Here is a 23,586-nt window from a genome sequence, read left to right on the forward strand (position 1 = left end):
CTGAAAACCCTGTTTTGGCTGCTTCGCCTGATTTTTCAACGGCCACTATTGGTTATGACGGCTATATAAGGGCGCACCCCCCGGCACTTCAACCTGGCGACTATTTCAAACTATGTCGCTTGCGCCGTTTAGGTTGGATTCGAACAGCAGGCGGGTGAGGCGGGCAACGCGTTCGCCATGCCGTTGGCCCAGTGCTTCGCGCAGCTGAAAGGCCAGCGTGGCGTGCACGCGGCGCACGCTAGGCGGTAAGGCATCACCCTCGCGCAGGGCATGGGGTACGCCGCGAGTCAGGCGTAGAAAGCCCTTTTCGCTGAGTACGGCTTGATCCAGGGCGTCGTAGCCGATGGTGGAGTCGAAGCGGATATAGCCTTCCTCGGCCAGCCACAGCAGGGCGCCTAAGCAGCTTTGATGACGTGGCGTGGGCAGGCCGAATTCGTCGGGCTCTTCACGGCCGATCAGGTCTTCGACATACAGTGCTGATTTGCTCGGAAACGCCTGGTACAGGGTCAGCATGCCGGCGGCGGCATCCTTGTAGAAGTCGTCGATCTGCAGGTCCATCAGAATTTGCCAATCATTGAGGTTGGAAGGTAAGGCAGCACGCGGCCCAGCAGCGCCCAAGGCCAGCCAGGCACGTAGGCGCTGACACGGCGTTTGTCGATGTGCTTGGCGATCAGCGCCGCGCCGCGTTCCACGCCAATCAGGAATGGCCGGCTGGCCATGTCGCTGTTCAGTGGCGTGTCGATAAAGCCCGGCAGCAGCAGGGTGGTGTCGATGTTCTTGCCCAGCAGCTCGGCGCGGGTTGCTTCCATATAGCTGATCAGGCCGGCCTTGCTCGCCGAATAGGCCGCCGTATGTGGCAGGCCGCGTTTGCCGGCGACTGAGGCGACGGCAACCAGATGGCCGTGGCCTTGCTGGCGAAACAGCGCACAGGCGGCATCCAGGCAGGCAATTGCGCCTATCAGATTGGTTTCCACGGTCAGTCGGGCGCGCTTGAAGTGGCCACCGCCGGCTTTACCGGTCAGGGCGATGCCTGCGTTGGCGATAATCCCGTCCAGCCCGCCGAGGGCATTAGCGGCCAGACCCACGGCATCCTGGCAAGCGTCGTAGTCGGTCACATCCAGCGGCAGCACCACTACCTTGCGCTGAAAGCGCGCCTGTAGCTCGGCGGCCAGCAGATGCAGGCTGTCTTCGCGGCGTGCGGCCAGCGCCAGGTCGTAACCCTTGGCCGCCAACTCGCGGGCCAGGGCGGCGCCGATGCCAGAACTGGCGCCGGTCAGCAGATAGCGTTTGCCCTGGCTCATGGCTTGCTCCGATTACTGTTGGTAAGTCTTGAGGAAGCTGCCGATGCGGCCGATGGCCATTTCCAGCTCATCCACGCGCGGCAGGGTGACCACGCGGAAGTGATCTGGCCACGGCCAGTTGAACGCGGTGCCCTGAACGATCAGCAGTTTTTCCGAGAGCAGCAGATCCAGCACGAACTTCTCGTCGTTATGGATCGGACAGACCTTCGGGTCGATCTTCGGGAAGGCATACAGCGCGCCCATTGGTTTGACGCAGCTGACCCCGGGGATGTCGTTGAGCAGCTCCCAGGTACGGTTGCGCTGCTCCAGCAGACGGCCTTGCGGCAGCACCAGGTCATTGATGCTCTGGTAGCCGCCCAGTGCGGTCTGGATTGCATGCTGGCTCGGCACGTTGGCGCACAGGCGCATGTTGGCGAGGATGTCGATGCCTTCGATATAGCTCTGGGCGCGGTGCTTGGGCCCGGAAATCGCCACCCAGCCTGAGCGGAAACCCGCCACGCGGTAGGACTTGGACAGGCCGTTGAAGGTCAGGCAGAGCACGTCCGGGGCCAGGGAGGCGGTGCAGATATGCACGGCATCGTCGTAGAGGATCTTGTCGTAGATTTCGTCGGAGAACAGCACCAGGTTGTGCTGGCGCGCCAGTTCGACGATATCCAGCAGCACTTCTTTGGAATACACCGCGCCGGTGGGGTTGTTCGGGTTGATCAGCACCAGGGCCTTGGTATTCGGCGTGATTTTGGCGCGCATGTCGGCGATATCGGGGAACCAGCCGGCCTGCTCATCGCACAGGTAATGCACCGGCTTGCCGCCGGCCAAGGCTACGGAGGCGGTCCACAGCGGATAATCGGGTGCCGGGATCAGCACTTCATCGCCGTTATTCAGCAGCGCCTGCATGGCCATCACTATCAGCTCGGACACGCCGTTGCCGAGGTAGATATCCTCGATGCCGACGCCTTCCACCTGCTTCTGCTGGTAGTACTGCATCACCGCCTTGCGCGCGCTGAACAAGCCCTTGGAGTCGCTGTAGCCCTGGGCTGTAGGCAGATTGCGGATCACGTCCTGAAGGATTTCCTCAGGCGCTTCGAAACCGAACGGTGCCGGGTTGCCGATATTCAGCTTGAGGATGCGATGGCCTTCCTCTTCCAGGCGCTTGGCGTGCTTGAGCACCGGCCCGCGGATGTCGTAACAGACGTTGGCGAGCTTGTTCGATTTGCTGAACTGCATATTAAGTGATCCCGAATGGTGGAACGCCGCTGAGAGGGTGTTTACAAATTACTGCACTCGACCATGCAGCGTTGAAAGCAGCCTCAAAATGCTCATGTACAACTTGTACACTCCGCTTTTTCGGCTGCTTTCGCCTTGCCTGGCCATCGCTCGCTACTTTTGTAAACACCCTCTGAATTACTCTGCAAAAAGACGCGATCTGACGAGCCTTGGCAGGTTGTAACGCCGGTGACAGACTGGGATCGAATGATACGTGGCAGCCCGACCTTGGCAAAGGTACTGGTCGGGCTTTTTTGTGCTCAGCACATCCATGTGCTTCACCCCTTCGGGGCTTGCGCGCAAAAACGCTCCCGGCGTTTTTGTGGTGTGCCATCCATGGCCGCCACCCTGTGCGCCGTCGTGGCTCCCGCTGGGTCGTTGTCACGTGATGTTGAATATCGTTTTGGCGTTTTTATTGAGGATTGTGACCATGGACAAGCTGGAAAAACCCCTGGAAGCCTGGCGCGAAGAGCTTTCCGAGGAACAGTTTCACGTCTGCCGCCTGGGCGGCACCGAGCGCGCCTTTACCGGGCAGTATCACGACAGCAAGGTGCCGGGTATTTACCACTGCGCCTGCTGCCAGGCCGAACTGTTCGACTCGGATGCCAAGTACGACTCTGGCAGCGGTTGGCCGAGTTATTTTCAGCCGGTCAGCAGCGAGGCCATCGCCAGTCTGGATGACTTCAATCACGGCATGCACCGTATAGAAGTCAAATGCGCCAAGTGCGATGCTCACCTGGGGCATGTGTTCCCAGATGGGCCGGCGCCGACGGGGCTGCGTTATTGCATCAACTCGGCATCGCTTAAGCTGGTGCCGAAGGCTTAATGCCATTGCACAGGCCCGCTATCAGCGGGCCTTATTTAGCAGCAATTAAATTGCATGCAATTTAATTGCTCGCTATCTTGCGTCCATTCCCACTCCTCAGGATGACCAGCATGAGCAACGCACTCTTCGATATTCCGGTTACTACCATCAAGGGCGAGCAGAAGACCCTGGCCGATTTCGGCGGCAAGGCCGTGTTGGTGGTCAACACCGCCAGCAAGTGCGGTTTCACCCCGCAGTACAAGGGCCTGGAGAACGTCTGGCAGCAGTACAAGGACCAGGGCCTGGTGGTGCTGGGTTTCCCTTGCAACCAGTTTGGCAAGCAGGAGCCGGGCGATGAGGGTGCGATCAGCGAGTTCTGCGAGCTGAACTTCGGCGTGAGCTTCCCGCTGTTCAAGAAAGTCGATGTAAATGGCAGTGATGCCCACCCGCTGTTCGTCAACCTGAAGAAGAGCGCGCCGGGCCTGCTCGGTAGCCAGGGCATCAAGTGGAACTTCACCAAGTTTCTGCTGAGTGCCGATGGCACGGTGATCAAGCGTTTCGCCCCGACCACCAAGCCTGAAGACCTGACTGCCGAGATCGAAGCACTGCTGAAATGACCCAGGCCAGTCTGCACGCGGATGACGGGCTGCAGCTGGACAACCAGCTGTGTTTCAAGCTCTACGCCGCTTCACGGGCGGTGATCCGCGCTTACAAGCCGATGCTCGATCAGCTCGGCCTGACCTACCCGCAGTACCTGGCCATGCTGGTGCTGTGGGAGTGGCAGCAACAACCGCCGGTCTTGCCGACGGTTAAGGCCCTGGGTGAGCGCTTGCTGCTGGATTCCGGCACGCTAACGCCGTTGCTCAAGCGCCTGGAGCTGCAAGGCTTGCTGCTGCGTAAGCGTTCGGTCAGTGATGAGCGTGAGGTGCACCTGGCGCTGACCCCGGCCGGCTGCGCCTTGCGTGAGCAGGTGTTGCCGCTGAAAAGCCAGCTGCTGTGCGAGCGCGGGATTGATCTCGATCAGGTTGCCGCGTTGCGTAGCCAGGTCGGTGTGCTTCTTGATCAGTTTATGGTGCTTAACCACTGATCGAGCAGGGCCGCCAGCTCATCCTTGCGGAAGGGCTTGGCCAAGTAGTCGTCCATTCCCGCAGCGCGGCAGCGCTCGCGTTCATCGGACAGCGCGTTGGCTGTCAGGGCGATGATCGGTAGCTCGGCGAATTCGGTTTTCTGGCGAATCCGTCGGGTGGTTTCATAGCCATCCATGACCGGCATATTGCAGTCCATCAGAATCAGATCGACCGCCTGGGTTTCCAGCAGGGTCAGGGCTTCGCCGCCGTGATTGGCCAGCAGCACCTCGCAGCCGAGCTTGCCTAGCATGCCTTTAGCCACCAACTGGTTGACCGGGTTGTCTTCCACCAGCAGTACGCGCGCCTGGCGGTTGCGTTGCGGCTCGCTGTGTTGCTCGGCGGCATGCGTCTCGCCCTGGCCGAGGGTGCGGCGTAAGGCCTGCAGCAGTGCCTGGCGTGACAGCGGCCGGGCCAGTTGTTCGATAGGCGAAAGTTTTTCCACCTGCTCGCTGCTGAGAAAGTTGCCGTAGGCGCTGACCAGCAGAATCGGCAGGTTGCAGAGCGTACGCAGCTCATTCAAACGCTGCGGGCAATCACTGATCAGCAGGTCGGCATCAAGCGTGCCCAGCGCGGCGTCGGCGTCCAAGTGTTGATACTGCAGGCCCCAGCTTGGCAGCAGGCTGGCCAGCTGTTCACTGAGCCCGGAACTGGCGGGGCTGAGCCCGATAATGTGTCCGTGCAACAGGGGAAGCTGCTTAGCGTTGGTCTGGCCGGGTAGCGGCAGGTCGACGCAGAAGGTGCTGCCGAAACCTTCCCGTGTCTCCAGGCTCAGTTGGCCGTGCATGGCTTCGCAGAGGCGGCGCGTCAGGGCCAGGCCCAGGCCGGTGCCGCCAAATTGCCGAGTGATGCCAACCCCAGCCTGGGCAAATGGATGGAAGATCCGCGCTTGGGCGTCTTCGGCAATGCCGATGCCGGTATCACGCACGATGATCCTGACGCCGCCGGCCTGGGCAGTGACGCTGATATCGACGCGGCCAAAGCGGGTGAACTTCAAGGCGTTGGACAGCAGGTTGCTGACAATCTGCCTGACCCGCGTCGGGTCGCCGAGCAGCTGGTTAGGTAGCAGTGGGTCGATCAGGCAGGTCAGTTCGACGCCGGGTGCGGCGTTTTGCGACAGCAGGTTGGCGGTGTCTTCGACCATGCTGCCAAGGTCGAAGGGGATCTGCTCCAGTTCCAACTGTCCGGCCTCGAATTTCGACAGGTCGAGAATGTCGTTAAGCAGCTCGACCAGTACCTTGCCGGAGTCGTGGGCAATCGACAGCTGTTGGCGCTGTTCGTTATTCAGTGGGCCGTCCAGCGACAGCGCAAGCATGCCCAGCAGGCCGTTGAGCGGGGTGCGAATCTCGTGGCTCATATTGGCCAGAAAGGCTGAACGCGCTTGGGCCATGTCCAGCGCTGTGCGTTTGGCCTGCTCCAGCTCACGGTTGGAGTCGAGCAAGCGGCTGTTGGCGGCCTCCAGTTGCTCGGTGCGCGCCGAGACCATGTCTTCCAGTTCGGCCAGGTAGCGGGTCAGGCGGGCTTCGGCTTGCTGGCGCTGCTCGATTTCGCTGGCGATGCTGCTCAGTTGGCGGTTGGTCACATCGACCAGCACGCCGATCTCGTCGCGCTCATGGTTGGGCGGGTAGGGCAGCTTGGCATTGTTGGGGCTGCGCAGGTCACGTTCGCTGAGGGCGCGGATAAAACCGGTGAGCGGCTTGGTCAGCATGAAATAGAACATCACCAGCAGAATCAGCGACAGCAGCAAACTACGGGCGAAGCCGGTGAGCAGGGTCAGCAGCGAGCGATTGAGAAAGTGGCTGCCAAAGGCGTAGGTGTCGACTTCCAGGCTCAGCTTGCCGAGCGCTTCGCTGGGCGAGTGGCTGACGAACAGCGCGGTTTCGAAGTGCCGGCGTTTGCCGAACATAAAGTCGCTGAGTACCCGGTAGCGACTTTCCAGAGCCGGGCGGCTGACGCTGGCCAGGGTTAGCTGGTTGTTGTCGATGATCTGTGCGCTGATCACCGCTGGTGAACGCAGCAGGCCGAGCACCAGTTCCTGGGCAAGTTCGGCGTCGATGTTGTAGGCGATGCGCGCAGCCGGGTTGTGGCTGATTTCCATCAGCGCGTTAATCTCGCGGTTGATGGAGGCATCTTCGCTGGCATAATCGATGCCCACTTGAATAAAGCTGAGCGCCGTGCCGAGGATAAAGGCTACCAATACGGTCAAGCCGGCCTGTTTGAATGACAGGCGTTGGGTTAGCGCTATATCCATATGGGCCGGTTGTTCTCGTGTTGAATCGCCTGCCAAGCATAGCCCATCTGTTTTGCCGGACGGCAGTGGTAGAACGGCCTGAAAACCCTGGAGTGTGTTGTGGATTCGCGTTTAAGTGATTTTTTGTTGCGCGCCGAGGCTGTATTGGCGCGCCTGGAGCCATTACTACCGGCCCAGCGCCCGGTTATCGACTGGCAGCAGAGCCTAGCGGCCCGCTGGCAGCGTGATGGTCGCAGCGGCTTTTTGGCGCCGCTGCAGCTCAGTCTGGATGTAAATCTGGACGATCTGATCGGCGTGGATCGCCAGCGTGCCCAGTTGGCGCGCAATACCCAGCAGTTTATTCAGGGTCTTCCGGCCAACCACGCCCTGCTCTGGGGTGCGCGCGGCACGGGTAAATCATCCTTGGTGCGTGCTCTGCTGGCCGAACATGCGGCGGCGGGATTGCGCCTGGTTGAGATCGAACGTGATCATCTGGCCGATCTGCCGCGCATCGTCGAACAGCTGAGCGAGCTACCGCAGCGCTTCGTGCTGTTTTGCGATGACCTGTCGTTCGAGGCTGGCGAGGGTGACTACCGCATGCTGAAGACCGTGCTGGATGGTTCGCTGGAGCGTGCACCGGACAATGTGTTGCTGTATGCCACTTCCAACCGTCGCCATCTGCTGCCGGAAAAGCAGAGCGATAACGAAAACTGGCAGCGAGTCGATGGCGAGCTGCACCCTAACGAGGCGGTGGAAGACAAGATCGCGTTGTCCGACCGCTTCGGTCTGTGGCTGTCGTTCTATCCCTTTAGTCAGGAGCATTTTCTTGATGTGGTCCGCCACTGGGTCGGAGTGCACGCCGCACAGGCCGGCCTGACCTGGCAATGGCACGACGAGCTGGAAAAGGCCGCCATACGCTGGGCCTTGGGCCGCGGCAACCGTAACGGACGCTGCGCCTATCAATTCGCCCGTGACTGGGTGGGCCTGCAACTACTGAGTAAGCACGATGATTGATCTACAACAGAGCGGGCAGGGGCTCGACGGCTACCCACTGCTGGTGGCGCAACTGCAGGCGCTGCTGGCGGGTGAGCGCGATTTTATCGCCAATGCGGCGCAGTTTTCGGCGTTTCTGTTTCAGGAGCTGAGTGACCTGAACTGGGCGGGTTTCTACCTGGCCCGTGGTGAGGAGCTGGTACTCGGGCCGTTCCAGGGCAAAGTGGCCTGTGTGCGGATTCCCTTCGGTCGCGGCGTGTGCGGCGCCGCAGCGGCCACTGGGCAGACTCAGCGCGTTGAAGATGTACATGCATTTGCCGGGCATATCGCCTGCGACAGTGCTTCCAATAGCGAACTGGTGGTGCCGTTGTTCAAGGACGGCCGCATGCTTGGCGTGCTGGATCTCGACAGCCCGTCATTGGCACGTTTTAGTGCAGTGGATCAGGCCGGTATCGAGCGGCTGGTCGAGGTGTTTGTCGAACTGACCGATTGCTGAGCAGCGCTAAAAACAAGGCAAAAAGCCCGGCAATCGCCGGGCTTTTTGTTGGATGGCCAGCGATTATTCAGGCCTTGGCGGCCATCTTGGCGAGCATCTTCAGCTCGCCTGGCAATACGGCCTGCACCGAGTCGCGTGCAGTGATTCGCGCATAGTGCGCACTCAGGTTGGGCCAGCGCTGTGCGTCCAGTTGCTCATCGCCATGCTGCATATTGATCAGTTGGCAGGCCAGGGCCAGGTCGGCCAGGGTTAGGCTATCGCCGACCAGGTATGCAGCTGAACCAAGGGTCTGTTCCAGGTAGTCGAAGTGGGCGGGTAGCTTTTCCTGCAGGGCTTTTTGTACGACTGCTTCGTCGCAGCTCTGGCCCATGCTGGGTTTTAGTGCGCGGTTGCGAAACACGCTGAAGGTGCACAGCGGGGCCAGCTCATAGTCGGCATATTTCTCCAGCCAGCGCACCTGTGCGCGTTGTTCGGCGTTCTGGCCCAGCAGGCTAGGGCGATCTGGATGCTTGTCGTCCAGGTACTGGCAGATCACGCTGGAGTCGGCGAGGGTGAAATCGCCATCCTTCATCGCCGGAATGCGCCCCAGTGGGCTTAGCTCGCGGTACCAGGCTGGCTGGCCGAACGGCAGGATGATTTCCAGCTGGTAGTCCAGGTTCTTTTCAGCCAGAAACAGACGGACTTTACGGACGAAGGGCGACAGCGGGGCACCGTATACGGTCAGGCTCATGTGCGGCACTCGTGGGCAGGGCGGTAGCGCGCAAGCTGCGCGCTGGAGGGGTTAGTCGTATATGTTCTTCTTCTTCCATTCGTCATCGCCGCCGAGCGACTCCAGGCCGGCATCCAGTTCGCTGGCTTGGTCAGTGGTCGGCTTGTTACTTTCCAGAACCATGGCATTGGCGCGCGCCAGTTGTTCTTCGAATTTCTTCAGGGCGTTCTGGTAAGGCGCTGGATCAGGTTGTTTGCGCAGGTACTGCACGCCGCGCTCGAATGCCAGGCGTGCCTGGCCTGGCTGGTTTTGCTGCAGGGCCTGTTGGCCTAGGTTGCCGAAAAACTCGATATGCACCTGGGTCAGCATATGGCGCACTTCTTTCAGCCAATGCTTGGCCTCGTTGGTCGGGATAATCCCGTCTTTGGCGCAGCGGGTCAGCTGGCCATGGAGGTTTTCCAGCTGGAAGCGTACTTCCTTAGCTTTGGCTTCATTGAGGATGGGTTGCGGCGGGTTGTTTACGGCAATCGACTCGCCCTGGGCGATCAGCTTACGCAGCTCTTCAATGCGCGCCTTGAGGGCGTTATTGCCCTTGTCCAGCGGCAGCATGCGTTCACTGAAGTGCAACTGCAGGCGGCTGAGCATCAGCTTCAGTGCTGGCGTCATCAGTTGGCCGGGGAGGGCTTCGGCGAGATCGGTGCAGCGGCGCAGGCGATCATTAAGGTCGGCCTTGATGCGCGCCTTCTCCAGTTTGTTGTTCTCGACCATATGATTGATGTAGGCAATGGCGATCAAAACGACGATGCCAGAAACAATCAATATGGTAATCACGAGTGGGGACATGGGTGCAGCCTCTCGATCACCGGTTTTTCGTCCGAGTGTAGTGCCTTAGCCGGGAGGCTGATAGGGCTGCCTCACATTCGGAGCTGAAGTCTTTGATTTATAAAAATTTTTACACAGAGGTTGACGGGCCTTGCAAGGCTCCATAGAATGCGCGCCACTTCGTAGCGCAATGCCTCACGGCAAAACGTGTAGAAGCCGGATAGAAGTTGTAGTTTCCGGGCTGCGTCCCCTTCGTCTAGTGGCCTAGGACACCGCCCTTTCACGGCGGTAACAGGGGTTCGAGTCCCCTAGGGGACGCCACTTCTTAATGAAGTGTGCTGCAAAAAACCAAGTTGTATGCGGGAATAGCTCAGTTGGTAGAGCACGACCTTGCCAAGGTCGGGGTCGCGAGTTCGAGTCTCGTTTCCCGCTCCAGATTCAGGTGGTCTGCTTAGGCAGGTAGCCGACAAGTTCCAAGGTCCCCTTCGTCTAGTGGCCTAGGACACCGCCCTTTCACGGCGGTAACAGGGGTTCGAGTCCCCTAGGGGACGCCATTTTTAGTACCAAGCTGTATTGCGGGAATAGCTCAGTTGGTAGAGCACGACCTTGCCAAGGTCGGGGTCGCGAGTTCGAGTCTCGTTTCCCGCTCCAAATAAACGAAAACGCCGCTCACTGAGCGGCGTTTTTGTTTCTGCTGTTTTTATTGCCTACAAAAAAAGCCCGCCGGTTATGCCGTGCGGGCTTTTTTGCTTCTGGCTGAGGTTTAGTGTGTGCCGCCTTGCGCGGGCATGGTCAGCAGCTGCTTTTCCTGGTTCCAGTCGAAGGGTTCGTCGTTTTCTTCGGCGTAGAAGCGGCGTTCTTCGAGGGTCTGGTACATCTCGATTTCTTCGTCCGGCATAAAGTGCAGGCAGTCGCCGCCGAAGAACCACAGCAGGTCGCGCGGCACCAGGTGGGCGATTTGCGGGTAGCGCTGGAAGATCTGGCTGATCAGGTCCTGGCCCAGGTAGAGGCTGGCTTCCGGATCGCTCGGCAGGTCGCTGAGCAATTCGTCGTAGCGCTCCAGGTACATGGCGTGGCTGTCATCGAGAATCTGCTCGGCTTCGCCCAGGGCGACCAGGATGGTGCGCAGGTGCTGCAGCAGGGCGAGGTGATGGTCGATGTGAGTGTTGGCCATGGGGCAATCCTGTAGGTAAAACGGGCGCGCAAGTATAAGGCTCGCGTCGCCCGCTGTCCTGTCGGTTTAGCGGACTTTACCCGCACCCAAGGTCAGTTCTTCCTTGGCAAAGTCGTCGACATCGATCACCACCCGCCGCGCCGCTTCGGCCTGATGCAGGCTGTGCGCTTCTTCCGGGTTGAGAACCCCAGCAGCCAGCGCGGCATCGATCAGGCTTTGTCCGGGCAGTTCCTGGACCTGGCCGGCTTTGACGGCCTTGTGCAGTTTCTTCTGCAGGCCCTGTACGTCCTGCAGCAGGTTCATCGCATATTGCAGGGCACCCACCGGGTCCTGTTCAGCTTGTGGGCGATAGCAGCCTTCGAGCAGTTCCTCCAGCGCCGGGTCGCCGCTGTTACGACCGATGATGCCAGCCACTTCGGCGTCCAGTTGATCGCTTGGGCCTTTGTGTCGGCGGCCTAATGGCAATACCAGCAAGCGCAGGGCGCAGCCGAGCAGTTTGCTGGGGAAGTTGCTGAGCAACTCTTCCAGCGCCTGTTCGGCCTTGCCCAGGCTTTCTTCCACGGCCCAGCACAGCATGGGCTGTGAATGCTCCGGATAGCCGAGGTCGTGGTAGCGCTTGAGCGCGGCAGAGGCCAGGTACAGGTGGCTGAGTACATCACCGAGTCGCGCCGACAGGCGTTCGCGGCGTTTCAGTTCGCCGCCGAGCAACATCATGCTGGTGTCGGCGAGCAGGGCGAAGGACGCTGCCAGCCGGTTGAGCGCGCGGAAATACGGGCGGCTGATGCGGTCGCCGGGCACCTGACTGAAGACGCCAAAGCCGAGGCTGAGCAGCAGGCTGCTGGCGGCGTTGCTCACGGCAAAGCCGATATGTTGCAGCAGCAGTTCATCGAACTCCTGCAGCGCCTGGTCCTGGTCTTCGCGACCGGCCAGGGCCATTTCCTTGAGCACGTAGGGGTGGCAGCGAATTGCGCCCTGACCAAAGATCATCAGGTTGCGCGAGAGGATATTGGCCCCCTCCACGGTGATAAAGATCGGCGCCCCTTGCCACGAGCGCGCCAGGTAGTTGTTCGGGCCCATGACGATACCCTTACCGCCGTGCACGTCCATGGCGTGGCTGATGCATTCGCGGCCGCGTTCGGTCAGGTGATACTTGAGGATGGCCGAGAGCACTGAGGGTTTTTCGCCCAGATCCACCGCATTGGCAGTGAGGATGCGTGCGCTATCCATCAACCAGGCGTTGCCGCCAATACGGGCCAGGGCTTCCTGAATGCCTTCGAAGGCGGACAGCGGCACGTTGAACTGCTCGCGGACTTGGCTGTACTGGCCGGTGGTCAGGCTGGTGAACTTGGCCGCGCCAGTGCCGACTGCCGGCAGGGAGATCGAGCGGCCCACGGACAGGCAGTTCATCAGCATCATCCAGCCCTTGCCGAGCATTTCTTCGCCGCCGATCAGGTAATCCAGCGGGATAAACACATCCTTGCCGGAGTTCGGGCCGTTCATAAAGGCGGCGCCGAGGGGCAGATGGCGGCGGCCGATTTCGACACCGGGCGTTTCGGTGGGTACCAGGGCTAGGCTGATGCCCAGGTCTTCCTCTTCGCCCAGCAGGTGCTCAGGATCGTAAGCTTTGAAGGCCAGGCCGAGCAGGGTGGCGACCGGGCCGAGGGTGATATAGCGCTTTTCCCAGTTCAGGCGCAGGCCGATCACTTCCTCGCCTTGCCACTGGCCTTTGCAGATGATCCCGGTGTCCGGCATGGCGCCGGCGTCGGAGCCGGCCAGGGGGCCAGTTAGGGCGAAGCAGGGGATGTCTTCACCGCGCGCCAGGCGCGGCAGGTAATGGTCACGTTGGGCGTCGGTGCCGTAGTGCAGCAGCAGTTCGGCCGGGCCCAGCGAGTTGGGCACCATCACGGTGGAGGCTAGATCGCCGGAGCGGGTGGCCAGCTTCATCGCCACCTGGGAGTGGGCATAGGCGGAAAAGCCCTTGCCGCCGTATTGCTTGGGGATGATCAGGGCGAAGAAGCCATGGCTCTTGATATGTGCCCAGGCCTCGGCAGGTAGGTCCATCTGCTGGCCGATCTGCCAGTCACTGACCATGGCGCACAGCGCTTCGGTGGGGCCGTCGATAAACGCCTGTTCTTCCTCGGTGAGCTGGGCCTTGGGGTAGGCGAGCAGGGTGTCCCAGTCCGGGCGGCCGCTGAACAGCTCGCCATCCCACCACACTGTGCCGGCTTCGATGGCATCGCGCTCGGTGGCCGACATCGGCGGCAGCACGCGCTTAAACCAGGCAAACAGCGGTGCAGTGAACAGGCTACGGCGTTGCTCGGGCAGCAGCAGCGGCAAGGCCACGGCCAGCAGGAGCAACCAAAACAGGCCCATCAGCCAGACCGGTGCATGGCTGAACACGCCCATCAGAATCAAAAAACTGGCCACGATGCCCAGGGCGGGCAGGGGCGCGGTGCGGCGGTGAGCGAGAAAGGCCGTGCCAAGCAGCAGGGCGAGTAACCAGAGAGCGAGCATGCAGAATCCTCCATGATGACAATGCGTGTGTACGCACCATCACGAGCGTAGTCGTCATTGATGGCGACAAGAGCGGTGAGCTTGGCCGAATCGTCGTGACATTGGCCGGACTCGCATCGTTAGACTGGTTTCTCAGTCATTGGCTTTCAATCATGAGAAACCCTGATGCGTGAATACCTCGAGCCCGGCCGCTTCATCGATAGTGACCACCCAGCGCTGGTGGAGTTCGCAGAAAAGTTTCGCGGGGCCAGTCGCGAGCCGCGTGAGCAGGCCATCAAGCTGTACTACGCGGTGCGCGATGAAATTCGCTACAACCCCTATGTGTTTAGCCGCGACGCCGACACGTTGAAGGCCAGCCACGCATTGCTGGCGGGGGAGAGTTACTGCGTGCCCAAAGCCACTTTGCTCGCCGCCTGCGCCCGCCATTGCGGCATCCCGGCGCGCATCGGCCTGGCCGATGTGCGCAACCATCTGGCCACACCACGGCTGCTGGAGATGCTGCGCAGTGAAGTATTCGCCATGCACGGCTACACCGAGTTGTACCTTGAGGGCCGCTGGGTCAAGGCCACGCCGGCGTTCAACCTGGCGCTGTGCCGGGTATTCAAGGTGGCGCCACTGGAGTTCGATGGCCTGAGCGACAGCGTATTTCACCCGTTCAACCAGCAGGGCGAGCGTTATATGGAATACCTGCACGACCACGGCCAGTTTGTCGATGTGCCGGAGCAGCTGTTCTTCGGCCATCTTGCCGCCTGCTACCCACATCTGTTTGCCGAGGATGCGCTATCGATCAGTGGCGACTTCGCCGCTGAGGCCGTGCCCGGCTGATGTATCGACAGGGCTGATAAGCACCATCGGAAACTGCCGGGTTTAATCTGCGCCTGGCGCTGGTAGGCTGCTGCCCAGCCGTGGGGGCGGCAGTTTTGCGCAAAGATACTGTGGTGGTGAGGTTCCAGGCGCTAGACTTGGGCCACTTCGCGCTGCGTGGCGCAGCCCCTCTCGAATTTCTTTTTATCTGATCAGGTGTGCGCATTTTTATGAGTACTGCTCTGTCCATTCGCCAGTTGACCAAGACCTATGGCAACGGCTTCCAGGCGCTGCATGGCATCGACCTGGACGTGGCTGAAGGCGATTTCTTCGCCTTGCTCGGCCCCAACGGTGCCGGAAAATCCACCACCATCGGCATTCTTTCGACCCTGGTGACCAAAAGCAGCGGCACGGTAAATGTGTTCGGTCACGACCTGGACAAACAGCCCTCTGCGCTTAAACGCTGTCTGGGCGTGGTGCCGCAGGAGTTCAATTTCAACCAGTTCGAGAAGGCCTTCGACATCGTCGTGACCCAGGCCGGTTACTACGGTATCCCAGCGAAAATCGCCAAGGAGCGCGCCGAGCAGTACCTCAACCAGCTCGGCCTGTGGGGCAAGCACAACGTGCCGTCGCGCGAGCTGTCCGGCGGCATGAAGCGACGCCTGATGATTGCCCGCGCGCTGGTGCATCAGCCGCGTTTGTTGATTCTCGATGAGCCGACCGCTGGGGTTGATATCGAACTGCGCCGCTCGATGTGGAGCTTTCTCACCGAGCTGAACGAGCAGGGCATCACCATTATCCTCACCACCCATTACCTGGAAGAGGCCGAACAGCTGTGCCGCAATATCGGCATCATCGACCACGGGCGGATTGTCGAGAACACCAGCATGAAGGACCTGCTGAAAAAACTGCATGTGGAAACCTTCCTGCTCGACCTCAAGGAGTCGCTGCTGGTTGCGCCGCAGCTGATCGGCTACCCAGCGCAATTGCTCGATGGGCACACCCTGGAAGTGCAGGTGGACAAGGCGCAGGGCATTACTGAGCTGTTCCGTCAGCTGGCTCTGCAGAATGTCGAGGTGCTCAGCTTGCGCAATAAAACCAATCGCCTGGAGGAGCTGTTTGTCTCCCTGGTCGAGAAAAACCTGGCGAAGGTGGCGGTATGAGCACGGCTTATCTGAACTCCGAATTCACCGCCAACATGGTGGCGCTGCGCACCATCGTCTACCGCGAGATCCGCCGTTTTACCCGCATCTGGCCGCAGACCCTGCTGCCGCCGGCGATCACCATGGTTCTGTACTTCGTGATATTCGGCAACCTGATCGGTAGCCAGATTGGCGATATGGGCGGCTTCACTTATATGGAGTACATCGTGCCGGGGCTGATCATGATGTCGGTGATCACCAACTCCTATGGCAACGTGGTGTCGAGTTTCTTCGGCAGCAAATTCCAGCGCTCCATCGAGGAACTGATGGTCTCGCCGGTGTCGCCGCATATCATCCTCACCGGCTATGTGATCGGCGGCGTGCTGCGCGGCCTGGCGGTGGGCTTTATCGTCACTCTGCTGTCGCTGTTCTTCACCAAGCTGCAGGTGCATCACCTCGGCGTGACCGTGCTGGTGGTGCTGCTGACCGCGACCATCTTCTCCCTGGGCGGTTTTATCAACGCCGTGTTCGCGCGCAACTTCGATGATATTTCGATCATCCCGACCTTTGTGCTGACGCCTTTGACCTACCTGGGCGGGGTGTTCTATTCGATCAGCCTGCTGCCGCAGTTCTGGCAGACGGTGTCGCTGGCCAACCCGGTGCTGCATATGGTCAACGCCTTCCGTTATGGCATTCTCGGGGTTTCCGATATCCGCATCGGTGTGGCCATCGGCTTTATGCTGGTCGCCACCGCCGTGCTGTATGGCGTGTGCATTCGTTTGCTGGTCAGTGGCCGCGGTATGCGTCAGTAGCCGGTAACCAACATCGGGAAACATTTTTAACGGCTGATCTGCGCGGCTCGGCCGTTAGACTCAGCCTCTACAAAGAATTAGGGGTTGTATATGTTTGCCCGCGCACCTGCTCTGTTTGCTACGGTCGTTGTGCTGTGTTCGCTTGTCAGTGGGCAAGCGCAGGCCAATGAAGGGCCGCTGGTTGAGGTGGTCAAGGCTGAGCGAAGCCTGGTGCGTGACGAGCTGGTGACCTTCGGTTCACTACGCCCCGACGAGTCGGTGATGATCCGCCCGGAAATCGCCGGCCGGGTGGCGCAGCTGCATTTTCGCGAAGGCCAGCGCGTCGAAGCCGGTGCACTGCTGGTCAGCCTGGATGACTCGATTACCCGTGCCGAGTTTGCCCAGGCGCGGGCCAACCTGAACCTGGCGGAAAAGAACTTCGAGCGCGCGCAGATGCTGTTCAAGCGCGGTGCCAGTAACGCCCAAGCGCTGGATGAAGCCAGTGCGCAACAACAGGCGTCGCGCGCCAGCCTAGCGCTGTCCCAGGCACGGCTGGACAAGACGCGTATCCTCGCGCCCTACGATGGTGTGCTGGGGTTGCGCGCTGTCAGCCCCGGTGATTACCTCAGCGAAGGCCAGGACATCGTCAATCTGGAAGTGCTCGATCCACTCAAGGTGGATTTCCGCATCCCGCAAAAAGCCGTCAGCCAGATCCGCCTCAAGCAGGTAATCGAAATCAGCCTGGATGCCTATCCGGGCGAGCGCTTTAACGGTGAGATTTTCGCCATCAACCCACGTCTCGACGAAGCCGGACGCAGTCAGGCGATTCGCGCGCACATCAGCAACAGTGATGGTCGCCTTAGCCCCGGGCAGTTCGTGCGGGTTTCGGTGATCCTCGCCGAGCGGCCGAATGCTCTGGTGATTCCAGAAGAAGCCATCATGCCGGTGGGGGACAAGCTGCTGGTCAACCTGGTGGTCGATGGCAAAGTCGAGCTGCGTGAGGTCAAACTGGGCAAGCGTCTGGCTGGCAAGGTCGAGGTTCTAGAAGGCCTGCAGGGTGATGAAACCCTGATCAGCGCCGGCTGGCAGAAGGTTCGGGCCGGCGCGCCGGTACGCACCAAGGTGGTGGAGCAAACGCCATGACCCTGTCGGATATCTGCATCCGCCGGCCGGTGTTTGCCACCGTGTTGTCGCTGATTGTGGTGCTGCTCGGTTTGATGGCCTATGACCGCCTGGCGGTGCGCGAGTACCCGAATATCGATGTGCCGATTGTCACGGTCAACGTCACCTACCCGGGAGCCAGCCCGGAGATTATGGAATCCCAAGTCGCCCAGCCGATCGAGGATGTACTGTCGGGCATCGATGGTCTGGATTTCGTCAGCTCCATCAGCCGCTCGGAAAATACCCAGATCACCGCGCAGTTCCGCCTGGGCAGCAACTCCGATGAAGCCGCCAACGATGTGCGCGACCGCTTGGGTCGCGTGCGTGGCCTGCTGCCGGATGAAATTGCCGAGCCCATCGTGCAGAAGGTCGAGGCCGACGCCCAGCCGGTGATCTGGATCGCTTTCTACAGCGAACGCTACAGCGCCATGGAGATCACCGACGTGCTGGAGCGGGTGATCAAGGATCGCCTGCAGACCATTCCCGGCGTTTCCGAGGTACAGATTCGCGGCGCCCGCACCTTCGCCATGCGCATCTGGTTGGACCCGGAGAAGCTCGCCGCGCACAACCTGACCGTGCAGGACGTGGAGGACGCTCTGCGCCGGCAGAATGTGGAGATTCCGGCCGGGCGCATTGAATCGCAGCAGCGCGAATTCACCGTGCTCTCGGAAACCGATATGAACACCCCGGAGCAGTTCAATCAGCTGATTCTGGACGATTCACGCGGTTATCTGCTGCGTCTCTCGGATGTCGGCTATGCCGAAATCGGCGCCAAGGACGAACGCAGCATTGTGCGCTACAAAGGTCAGCCAGCGGTGTCGATGGGCATGATCAAGCAGGCCACCGCCAATCCGCTGGACATCTCCGATGGCCTGGCGGCGGCCATGCCTGATGTGCTGGCGCTGCTGCCCGAAGGCATGCGCATGCAGGTGGCCAACGACAACTCGCTGTTTATTCGCGAGTCGATCGACAACGTGTTTATCACCATCTGGGAAGCGGTGGGGCTGGTCATCCTGATCATCTTTATCTTCCTGCGCTCACTGCGCGCCACCATCATTCCGCTGGTGACCATTCCGGTATCGCTGATCGGCGCATTTGCCCTGATGTCGCTGATGGGCTTCACCATCAACACCCTGACGCTGCTGGCCATGGTGCTGGCCATCGGCCTGGTGGTGGACGATGCCATTGTGATGCTGGAGAACATCCACCGGCATATCGAGGAGGGCATGCAGCCGGTACAGGCGGCGTTCAAGGGCAGTCGTGAGATTGCCTTTGCGGTAATCGCCATGACCCTGACCCTGGCTGCGGTATTCGCCCCCATTGGCTTTATGCAGGGCACCACCGGCAAGCTGTTTACCGAGTTTGCCTGGACACTGGCAGGCGCGGTGCTGGTGTCGGGTTTTGTTGCCCTGACCCTGACGCCGATGATGTGCGCGCTGTTGCTCAAGCCGCATCAGGCCGGCGAGCGGCATAACCGTCTGTACAACCTGATCGAAGACTTTCTCAACAACCTGACCTACAGCTACAAACACCTGCTGGCCAAGGCACTGAGTGCCTGGGTGCTGGTGGTGGGCGTGTTGTTGCTCACCGTGGTGGCCTGCGTGCTGCTGTTCTCGGGGCTTAAATCCGAGCTGGCGCCGACCGAGGATACCGGCACCATCATCGGCGTGTTCAACGGCCCGGATGGCGCCACCATCAATTACACCGGGCGTTATGCCCGCGAGATCGAAGCAGCCTACGCCAGCATCCCGGAAACCAATCGCTACATGGTCATCGCCGGTTTCCCCACAGTGGCCCAGGGCATTTCCTTTATGAAGCTGGAGGATTGGGGCGATCGCTCGCGCAGCCAGTTCGAGATTCGTAACGAACTGCTGCCTAAGCTGCAGGATATCGCCGGGGTACGGGCTTTCCCGGTCAACCGGCCTCCGTTGGGGCAGAGCGCGCGCAATCAACCGGTCAACTTCGTGATTCGCTCGTCGATGGAGTACAGCGAGTTGCAGGTCTATGTCGACGAGCTGCTTAACGCGTTGCGCGATTATCCGGGGCTGGAAAGCCTGGACAGCGACCTCAAACTCAACGCGCCGCAGCTGAAAGTCGCGGTCAATCGCGAACAGGCGGTGGCAGTGGGTACTGATGTGGCGACCATCGGCCGCAGCCTGGAAAGCCTGTTCGGCAGCCGTCAGGTGACGCGCTTCAAGCAGAATGGCGAGCAGTACGACGTGATGGTGCAGTTGCAGGGCGTGGACCGCAGCAACCCGCAGGACCTGGACCGTGTGTATGTGCGTGGCCGCGATGACAGCATGGTGCAGTTGTCCAATTTGATCGAGGTGCGTGAAACCGTGGCGCCGCGTGAGCTTAACCACTTCAACCAGCTGCGCGCGGTGACGGTGAGCGCCAACGTCGGCAGCGGCTACACCCTGGGAGAAGCCCTGGCGCATCTGGAAAACACCGCGCGCACGGTGTTCCCAGCCGAAACCCAGTACGACTACACCGGCACCTCGCGGGATTTCAAGGAATCCAGCGCCGGCATTGCGCTGATCTTCGCCCTGGCCCTGGCGTTTATCTTCCTGGTGCTGGCGGCGCAGTTCGAGAGCTTTACCGACCCGCTGATCATCTTGTTCAGCGTGCCCTTGTCGATGGCCGGCGCCTTGCTGGCGCTGACGTTATTCGGCGGCACCTTGAATATCTACTCGCAGATTGGCCTGGTGACGTTGATCGGCTTGATTACCAAGCACGGCATTCTGATCGTCGAGTTCGCCAACGTGCTGCTGCGTCAGGGCCATGAGTTGCGCGGCGCGGTGATTGAGGCGTCGGTACAGCGTCTGCGGCCAATTCTGATGACCACCGGGGCCATGGTACTGGGCTCACTGCCATTGGCAATTGCCACCGGGGCGGGGGCGGAAAGCCGTCAGCAGATCGGCCTGGTGATTGTCGGCGGCCTGTTGGTCGGCACCCTCTTCACCCTGTTCGTGATCCCGACCCTGTATATGCTGCTGCGCCGCTGGCAGCCGATTAAACAGGGCGCGTTAGAGGCCGCTGCTGCGTAGCCCGCATGCAATCCGGGAGCGGTGTGGCAGGCAATAGATTTCCCCGGATTGCATCCGGGCTACAGGCTGAGCCTGTGGGAGGGGCCGGGCGGCGTTACGCTTTAGCCGCGATAGAGTCGCGGCTAAAGCCCCTCCCACACAAACCGGAATCTGGCGTTACTCGACTTTAAGCACCAGCTTGCCGAAGTTCTCGCCGCTGAACAGCTTGAGAAGGGTTTCCGGGAAGGTCTGCAGACCGCTGACAATATCTTCTTTGGATTTCAGCTGGCCGCTGGCCAGCCAGCCGCCCATCTCCGCAGCCGCTTCGGCAAAACGCGGGGCGTAGGTCATCACCACCATGCCTTCCATGCGTGCGCTGTTGACCAGCAGGTTGAGGTAGTTGGCCGGGCCTTTTACGGCCTGCTTGTTGTTGTACTGGCTGATCGCGCCGCAGATGATCACCCGCGCCTTGAAGGCCAGTCGGGTCAGTACGGCATCGAGAATGTCGCCGCCGACGTTGTCGAAGTACACGTCCACGCCTTTCGGGCATTCGCGCTTGAGGCCGGCAATCACGTCTTCGCTTTTGTAGTCGATGGCGCCATCGAAGCCCAGCTCATCAATCAGAAACTTGCACTTGTCCGCGCCGCCAGCGATGCCGACTACGCGGCAACCCTTGAGCTTGGCGATCTGCCCGGCAATGCTGCCCACTGCGCCAGCTGCACCGGAAATCACCACGGTTTCACCGGCTTTCGGCGCGCCGACATCGAGCAGGGCGAAGTAGGCGGTCATGCCGGTCATGCCCAGGGCGGACAGATACAGCGGCAGCGGCGCGCGCTTGGGGTCGACCTTGTAGAAGCCCTTGGGCTCACCGAGGAAATAATCCTGCACGCCGAGGGCGCCGTTTACATGGTCGCCCACGGCAAAGTCCGGGTGCTGCGAGGCCACCACTTCACCGACGCCGAGGGCACGCATTACTTCGCCAATGCCGACTGGCGGGATATAGGACTTGGCATCGTTCATCCAGCCGCGCATGGCCGGGTCCAGCGACAGGTAGGCGTTCTTCACCAGAATCTGCCCGGGGCCGGGTTCACCGACGCTGTTTTCCACATAGCTGAAAGTCTCGCGGCTGGGCAGGCCGACCGGGCGTTGGGCAAGCAGGAACTGACGATTGAGTGGGGCAGTCATGGCAGGTACTCATTGAGCGGAAAGACTGTTGATAGCCCGTAGTGGCGCCATGGGCAAGATTTGCCCATGGGACGAATGGTTGTTAATCCATTCGAGTGATGGGTGCCCTGGGGTGTTAATCACTCATTTCAATGAGGTCATCACCAGCAGTTTGATAGTGCTGCCTTGGAATCATGGAGCTGATTAGACTCGCGGCAGTTTCTAATCCTTGCGAGGACACGCAGATGAGCTTTAGCTTTTCCGGCCGGGTTGCCCTGGTCACCGGTGGTGCTGCTGGTATTGGTCGTGCCACGGCACAGGCATTCGCCAACGAAGGCCTGCAGGTGGTGGTGTCTGACGTCGATGTGGCGGGCGGCGAGGCGACAGTCGCGCTGATCCGTGAAGCCGGTGGCGACGCGCTGTTTGTGCGCTGCGACGTGACTCGCGATGCTGAGGTCAAAGTGCTGATGGAGCGCACACTGGGTGCCTACGGGCGCCTGGACTATGCCTTCAACAATGCCGGCATCGAGATCGAGAAGGGCAAGCTGGCCGAGGGTAGCGAAAGCGAGTTCGACGCCATCATGGGCGTCAACGTCAAAGGCGTGTGGCTGTGCATGAAGCACCAGATTCCGTTGCTGCTGGCCCAGGGGGGCGGTGCCATCGTCAACACTGCTTCGGTCGCCGGCCTGGGCGCGGCGCCGAAGATGAGCATCTATGCCGCGTCCAAGCACGCGGTGATCGGCCTGACCAAATCGGCAGCGGTCGAGTATGCGAAGAAGAAAGTACGGGTCAATGCGGTTTGCCCGGCGGTGATCGACACCGATATGTTCCGCCGCGCCTATGAAGCCGACCCGAAGAAGGGTGAGTTCGCCGCTGCTATGCATCCGGTCGGGCGCATCGGCAAGGTCGAGGAAATCGCCACCGCAGTGCTGTACCTGTGCTGCGATAACGCGGCGTTCACCACCGGCCAGGCGCTGGCGGTAGATGGCGGCGCCACGGCTATCTGATTTCCTTCAGCGATAAAAAAGCGTCCATCTGGGCGCTTTTTTTATACCTCGCCATTTCTTTCACACGATTGGCCACTAAAGTCACTGCAGTGTTCTACGCCGCTGTTCAAGATCGCCCAGCGCTTTGATCAAGGAGTAAGCAAGCCGTGACAGCTGACCCGTTATTGACCCTGTTCCTGCCTATCGCCCTGGGCATCATCATGCTTGGCCTGGGCTTGTCGCTGACCCTGGCGGACTTTGCCCGGGTGGTGAAGTTTCCCAAGCCAGTACTGATCGGCCTGGGCTGCCAGCTGCTGTTGCTGCCGCTGGTGTGTTTCTTCCTGGCCAAGGCCTTTGGTCTGGCCCCGGCGCTGGCGGTTGGTCTGATGCTGCTGGCCGCCTCGCCGGGCGGCACCACGGCTAATCTCTACAGCCATTTGGCCCATGGTGATGTGGCGCTGAATATCACCCTGACGGCGGTCAATTCGGTGATTGCGGTGCTGACCATGCCGCTGATCGTCAACCTGTCGCTGGCCTACTTTATGGAAGGCGATCAGGCCCTGCCGTTGCAGTTCACCAAGGTGGTGCAGGTGTTTGTCATCGTGCTCGGCCCGGTGGCGATTGGCATCTGGATACGCAGCCGCTTCCCTGGCTTTGCCGCTCGTATGGAGAAGCCGGTAAAAATCATCTCCGCACTGTTTCTGCTGATTATCATCATCCTGGCGGTGGTCAAGGATTGGCAGACTTTTGTCGATTACGCACCGCTGGTGGGCGGGGCGGCGCTGGCCTTCAATCTGATCAGCCTGGCGGTGGGCTACTGGGTGCCGCGCTTGTGCAAGCTGAGCCTGCGCCAGTCGATTGCCATTGGCATGGAGATCGGCATCCACAACGGCACCCTGGCGATTGCCCTGGCGCTGAGCCCGATGCTGCTGAATAACGCGACCATGTCGATCCCCGCGGCGATCTACAGCATCATCATGTTCTTTACTGCGGCGGCCTTTGGCTGGTGGGTGAACTTTGCTCATGGCAAAGAATTGAAAGCCACTGAATAGGTATGGCCGAGTATGAAAAAGCCCGTCAC

Annotated in this window: 21 protein-coding genes and 4 tRNA genes; 16 read left to right on the forward strand and 9 right to left on the reverse strand. The window is 60.5% G+C overall.

Going from position 1 to position 23,586, the window contains the following annotated elements; translation table 11 throughout:
- Positions 1–105 precede the first annotated feature (105 nt).
- Genes Q8O69_RS09940 through Q8O69_RS09950 form a run of 3 tightly spaced genes read right to left on the reverse strand, consistent with a single transcriptional unit; the run spans position 106 to position 2,525 of the window.
- Positions 106–558: a hypothetical protein gene (locus Q8O69_RS09940; RefSeq protein WP_305591721.1), complete on the reverse strand. Its 453-nt coding sequence runs from the start codon at positions 556–558 to the stop codon at positions 106–108.
- On the reverse strand, positions 558–1,301 hold the full coding sequence (locus Q8O69_RS09945) for an SDR family NAD(P)-dependent oxidoreductase (RefSeq protein ID WP_305591723.1): 744 nt from the start codon (positions 1,299–1,301) through the stop codon (positions 558–560). Before Q8O69_RS09945 ends, Q8O69_RS09940 begins: the two co-directional genes overlap by 1 nt.
- Before the next feature lie 12 nt (positions 1,302–1,313).
- Complete coding sequence (locus Q8O69_RS09950) at positions 1,314–2,525, reverse strand: pyridoxal phosphate-dependent aminotransferase (RefSeq protein ID WP_305591725.1); 1,212 nt, start codon at positions 2,523–2,525, stop codon at positions 1,314–1,316.
- Positions 2,526–2,994: 469 nt separating this feature from the next.
- Here Q8O69_RS09950 and msrB point away from each other — a divergent pair, with 469 nt between their 5' ends.
- The 3 genes from msrB to Q8O69_RS09965 all read left to right on the forward strand — a co-directional run bounded on the left by msrB (position 2,995) and on the right by Q8O69_RS09965 (position 4,456).
- Positions 2,995–3,390 carry a peptide-methionine (R)-S-oxide reductase MsrB gene (msrB, locus tag Q8O69_RS09955; RefSeq protein WP_170048966.1) on the forward strand — a complete coding sequence of 132 codons (396 nt, stop codon included), beginning with the start codon at positions 2,995–2,997 and terminating at the stop codon, positions 3,388–3,390.
- A gap of 110 nt (positions 3,391–3,500) precedes the next feature.
- The gene (locus Q8O69_RS09960; RefSeq protein WP_090387165.1) at positions 3,501–3,986 is read left to right on the forward strand and encodes a glutathione peroxidase; all 486 of its coding nucleotides are present in this window, start codon (positions 3,501–3,503) and stop codon (positions 3,984–3,986) included.
- Positions 3,983–4,456: a MarR family winged helix-turn-helix transcriptional regulator gene (locus Q8O69_RS09965; RefSeq protein ID WP_305591728.1), complete on the forward strand. Its 474-nt coding sequence runs from the start codon at positions 3,983–3,985 to the stop codon at positions 4,454–4,456. Before Q8O69_RS09960 ends, Q8O69_RS09965 begins: the two co-directional genes overlap by 4 nt.
- On the opposite strand, the gene Q8O69_RS09970 is transcribed toward Q8O69_RS09965, so the two are convergent.
- Complete coding sequence (locus tag Q8O69_RS09970) at positions 4,432–6,744, reverse strand: response regulator (RefSeq protein WP_305591730.1); 2,313 nt, start codon at positions 6,742–6,744, stop codon at positions 4,432–4,434. The genes Q8O69_RS09965 and Q8O69_RS09970 overlap by 25 nt on opposite strands.
- 99 nt (positions 6,745–6,843) lie before the next feature.
- On the opposite strand from Q8O69_RS09970, the gene Q8O69_RS09975 reads away from it, so the two are divergent.
- Both Q8O69_RS09975 and Q8O69_RS09980 read left to right on the forward strand, forming a co-directional pair.
- A complete protein-coding gene (locus tag Q8O69_RS09975) occupies positions 6,844–7,737 on the forward strand; it encodes an ATP-binding protein (protein WP_305591732.1) in 894 nt (297 codons plus the stop codon).
- Positions 7,730–8,212, forward strand: coding sequence for a GAF domain-containing protein (locus Q8O69_RS09980; RefSeq protein WP_305591734.1), 483 nt, complete (start codon positions 7,730–7,732; stop codon positions 8,210–8,212). Before Q8O69_RS09975 ends, Q8O69_RS09980 begins: the two co-directional genes overlap by 8 nt.
- Before the next feature lie 67 nt (positions 8,213–8,279).
- Here the strand turns inward: Q8O69_RS09980 and Q8O69_RS09985 are convergent, their stop codons facing one another.
- Together Q8O69_RS09985 and Q8O69_RS09990 are read right to left on the reverse strand one after the other, a co-directional pair.
- The gene (locus Q8O69_RS09985; protein WP_305591736.1) at positions 8,280–8,942 is read right to left on the reverse strand and encodes a glutathione S-transferase family protein; all 663 of its coding nucleotides are present in this window, start codon (positions 8,940–8,942) and stop codon (positions 8,280–8,282) included.
- Between the two features lie 51 nt (positions 8,943–8,993).
- A complete protein-coding gene (locus Q8O69_RS09990) occupies positions 8,994–9,764 on the reverse strand; it encodes a hypothetical protein (RefSeq protein ID WP_275961482.1) in 771 nt (256 codons plus the stop codon).
- A 224-nt stretch (positions 9,765–9,988) separates the two neighbouring features.
- Here Q8O69_RS09990 and Q8O69_RS09995 point away from each other — a divergent pair.
- From Q8O69_RS09995 to Q8O69_RS10010, 4 genes are all read left to right on the forward strand, one after another.
- Positions 9,989–10,064, forward strand: a tRNA-Glu gene (locus tag Q8O69_RS09995).
- A 38-nt stretch (positions 10,065–10,102) separates the two neighbouring features.
- Positions 10,103–10,178: transfer RNA gene (locus Q8O69_RS10000), tRNA-Gly, on the forward strand.
- A 43-nt stretch (positions 10,179–10,221) separates the two neighbouring features.
- Positions 10,222–10,297, forward strand: a tRNA-Glu gene (locus Q8O69_RS10005).
- 21 nt (positions 10,298–10,318) lie between these two features.
- A tRNA-Gly gene (locus Q8O69_RS10010) sits at positions 10,319–10,394 on the forward strand.
- A gap of 112 nt (positions 10,395–10,506) precedes the next feature.
- Here the strand turns inward: Q8O69_RS10010 and Q8O69_RS10015 are convergent.
- Both Q8O69_RS10015 and Q8O69_RS10020 read right to left on the reverse strand, forming a co-directional pair.
- Entirely contained in the window at positions 10,507–10,917 is a 411-nt protein-coding gene (locus Q8O69_RS10015; protein ID WP_305591738.1) for a PA2817 family protein, read from the reverse strand.
- Between the two features lie 66 nt (positions 10,918–10,983).
- On the reverse strand, positions 10,984–13,431 hold the full coding sequence (locus Q8O69_RS10020) for an acyl-CoA dehydrogenase (RefSeq protein ID WP_305591740.1): 2,448 nt from the start codon (positions 13,429–13,431) through the stop codon (positions 10,984–10,986).
- A 165-nt stretch (positions 13,432–13,596) separates the two neighbouring features.
- On the opposite strand from Q8O69_RS10020, the gene Q8O69_RS10025 reads away from it, so the two are divergent.
- The 5 genes from Q8O69_RS10025 to Q8O69_RS10045 all read left to right on the forward strand — a co-directional run bounded on the left by Q8O69_RS10025 (position 13,597) and on the right by Q8O69_RS10045 (position 20,376).
- Complete coding sequence (locus Q8O69_RS10025) at positions 13,597–14,256, forward strand: transglutaminase family protein (protein ID WP_305591742.1); 660 nt, start codon at positions 13,597–13,599, stop codon at positions 14,254–14,256.
- Positions 14,257–14,465: 209 nt separating this feature from the next.
- A complete protein-coding gene (locus Q8O69_RS10030; protein ID WP_275961486.1) occupies positions 14,466–15,398 on the forward strand; it encodes an ABC transporter ATP-binding protein in 933 nt (310 codons plus the stop codon).
- Between the two features lie 11 nt (positions 15,399–15,409).
- Entirely contained in the window at positions 15,410–16,189 is a 780-nt protein-coding gene (locus tag Q8O69_RS10035) for an ABC transporter permease (RefSeq protein WP_305591809.1), read from the forward strand.
- 90 nt (positions 16,190–16,279) lie between these two features.
- Complete coding sequence (locus Q8O69_RS10040) at positions 16,280–17,311, forward strand: efflux RND transporter periplasmic adaptor subunit (protein ID WP_305591744.1); 1,032 nt, start codon at positions 16,280–16,282, stop codon at positions 17,309–17,311.
- Positions 17,308–20,376, forward strand: coding sequence for an efflux RND transporter permease subunit (locus Q8O69_RS10045; RefSeq protein WP_305591746.1), 3,069 nt, complete (start codon positions 17,308–17,310; stop codon positions 20,374–20,376). Before Q8O69_RS10040 ends, Q8O69_RS10045 begins: the two co-directional genes overlap by 4 nt.
- A gap of 156 nt (positions 20,377–20,532) precedes the next feature.
- On the opposite strand, the gene Q8O69_RS10050 is transcribed toward Q8O69_RS10045, so the two are convergent.
- Positions 20,533–21,540 carry an NADP-dependent oxidoreductase gene (locus Q8O69_RS10050; RefSeq protein WP_305591748.1) on the reverse strand — a complete coding sequence of 336 codons (1,008 nt, stop codon included), beginning with the start codon at positions 21,538–21,540 and terminating at the stop codon, positions 20,533–20,535.
- A 224-nt stretch (positions 21,541–21,764) separates the two neighbouring features.
- Between Q8O69_RS10050 and Q8O69_RS10055 the strand changes: the two genes are divergently transcribed.
- Complete coding sequence (locus Q8O69_RS10055) at positions 21,765–22,526, forward strand: SDR family oxidoreductase (RefSeq protein WP_305591750.1); 762 nt, start codon at positions 21,765–21,767, stop codon at positions 22,524–22,526.
- Positions 22,527–22,672: 146 nt separating this feature from the next.
- A complete protein-coding gene (locus Q8O69_RS10060; RefSeq protein ID WP_305591752.1) occupies positions 22,673–23,557 on the forward strand; it encodes a bile acid:sodium symporter family protein in 885 nt (294 codons plus the stop codon).
- The last annotated feature ends 29 nt before the right edge of the window (positions 23,558–23,586 follow it).

This window comes from Pseudomonas sp. (genome assembly GCF_030690725.1).
GTDB lineage: Bacteria > Pseudomonadota > Gammaproteobacteria > Pseudomonadales > Pseudomonadaceae > Aquipseudomonas.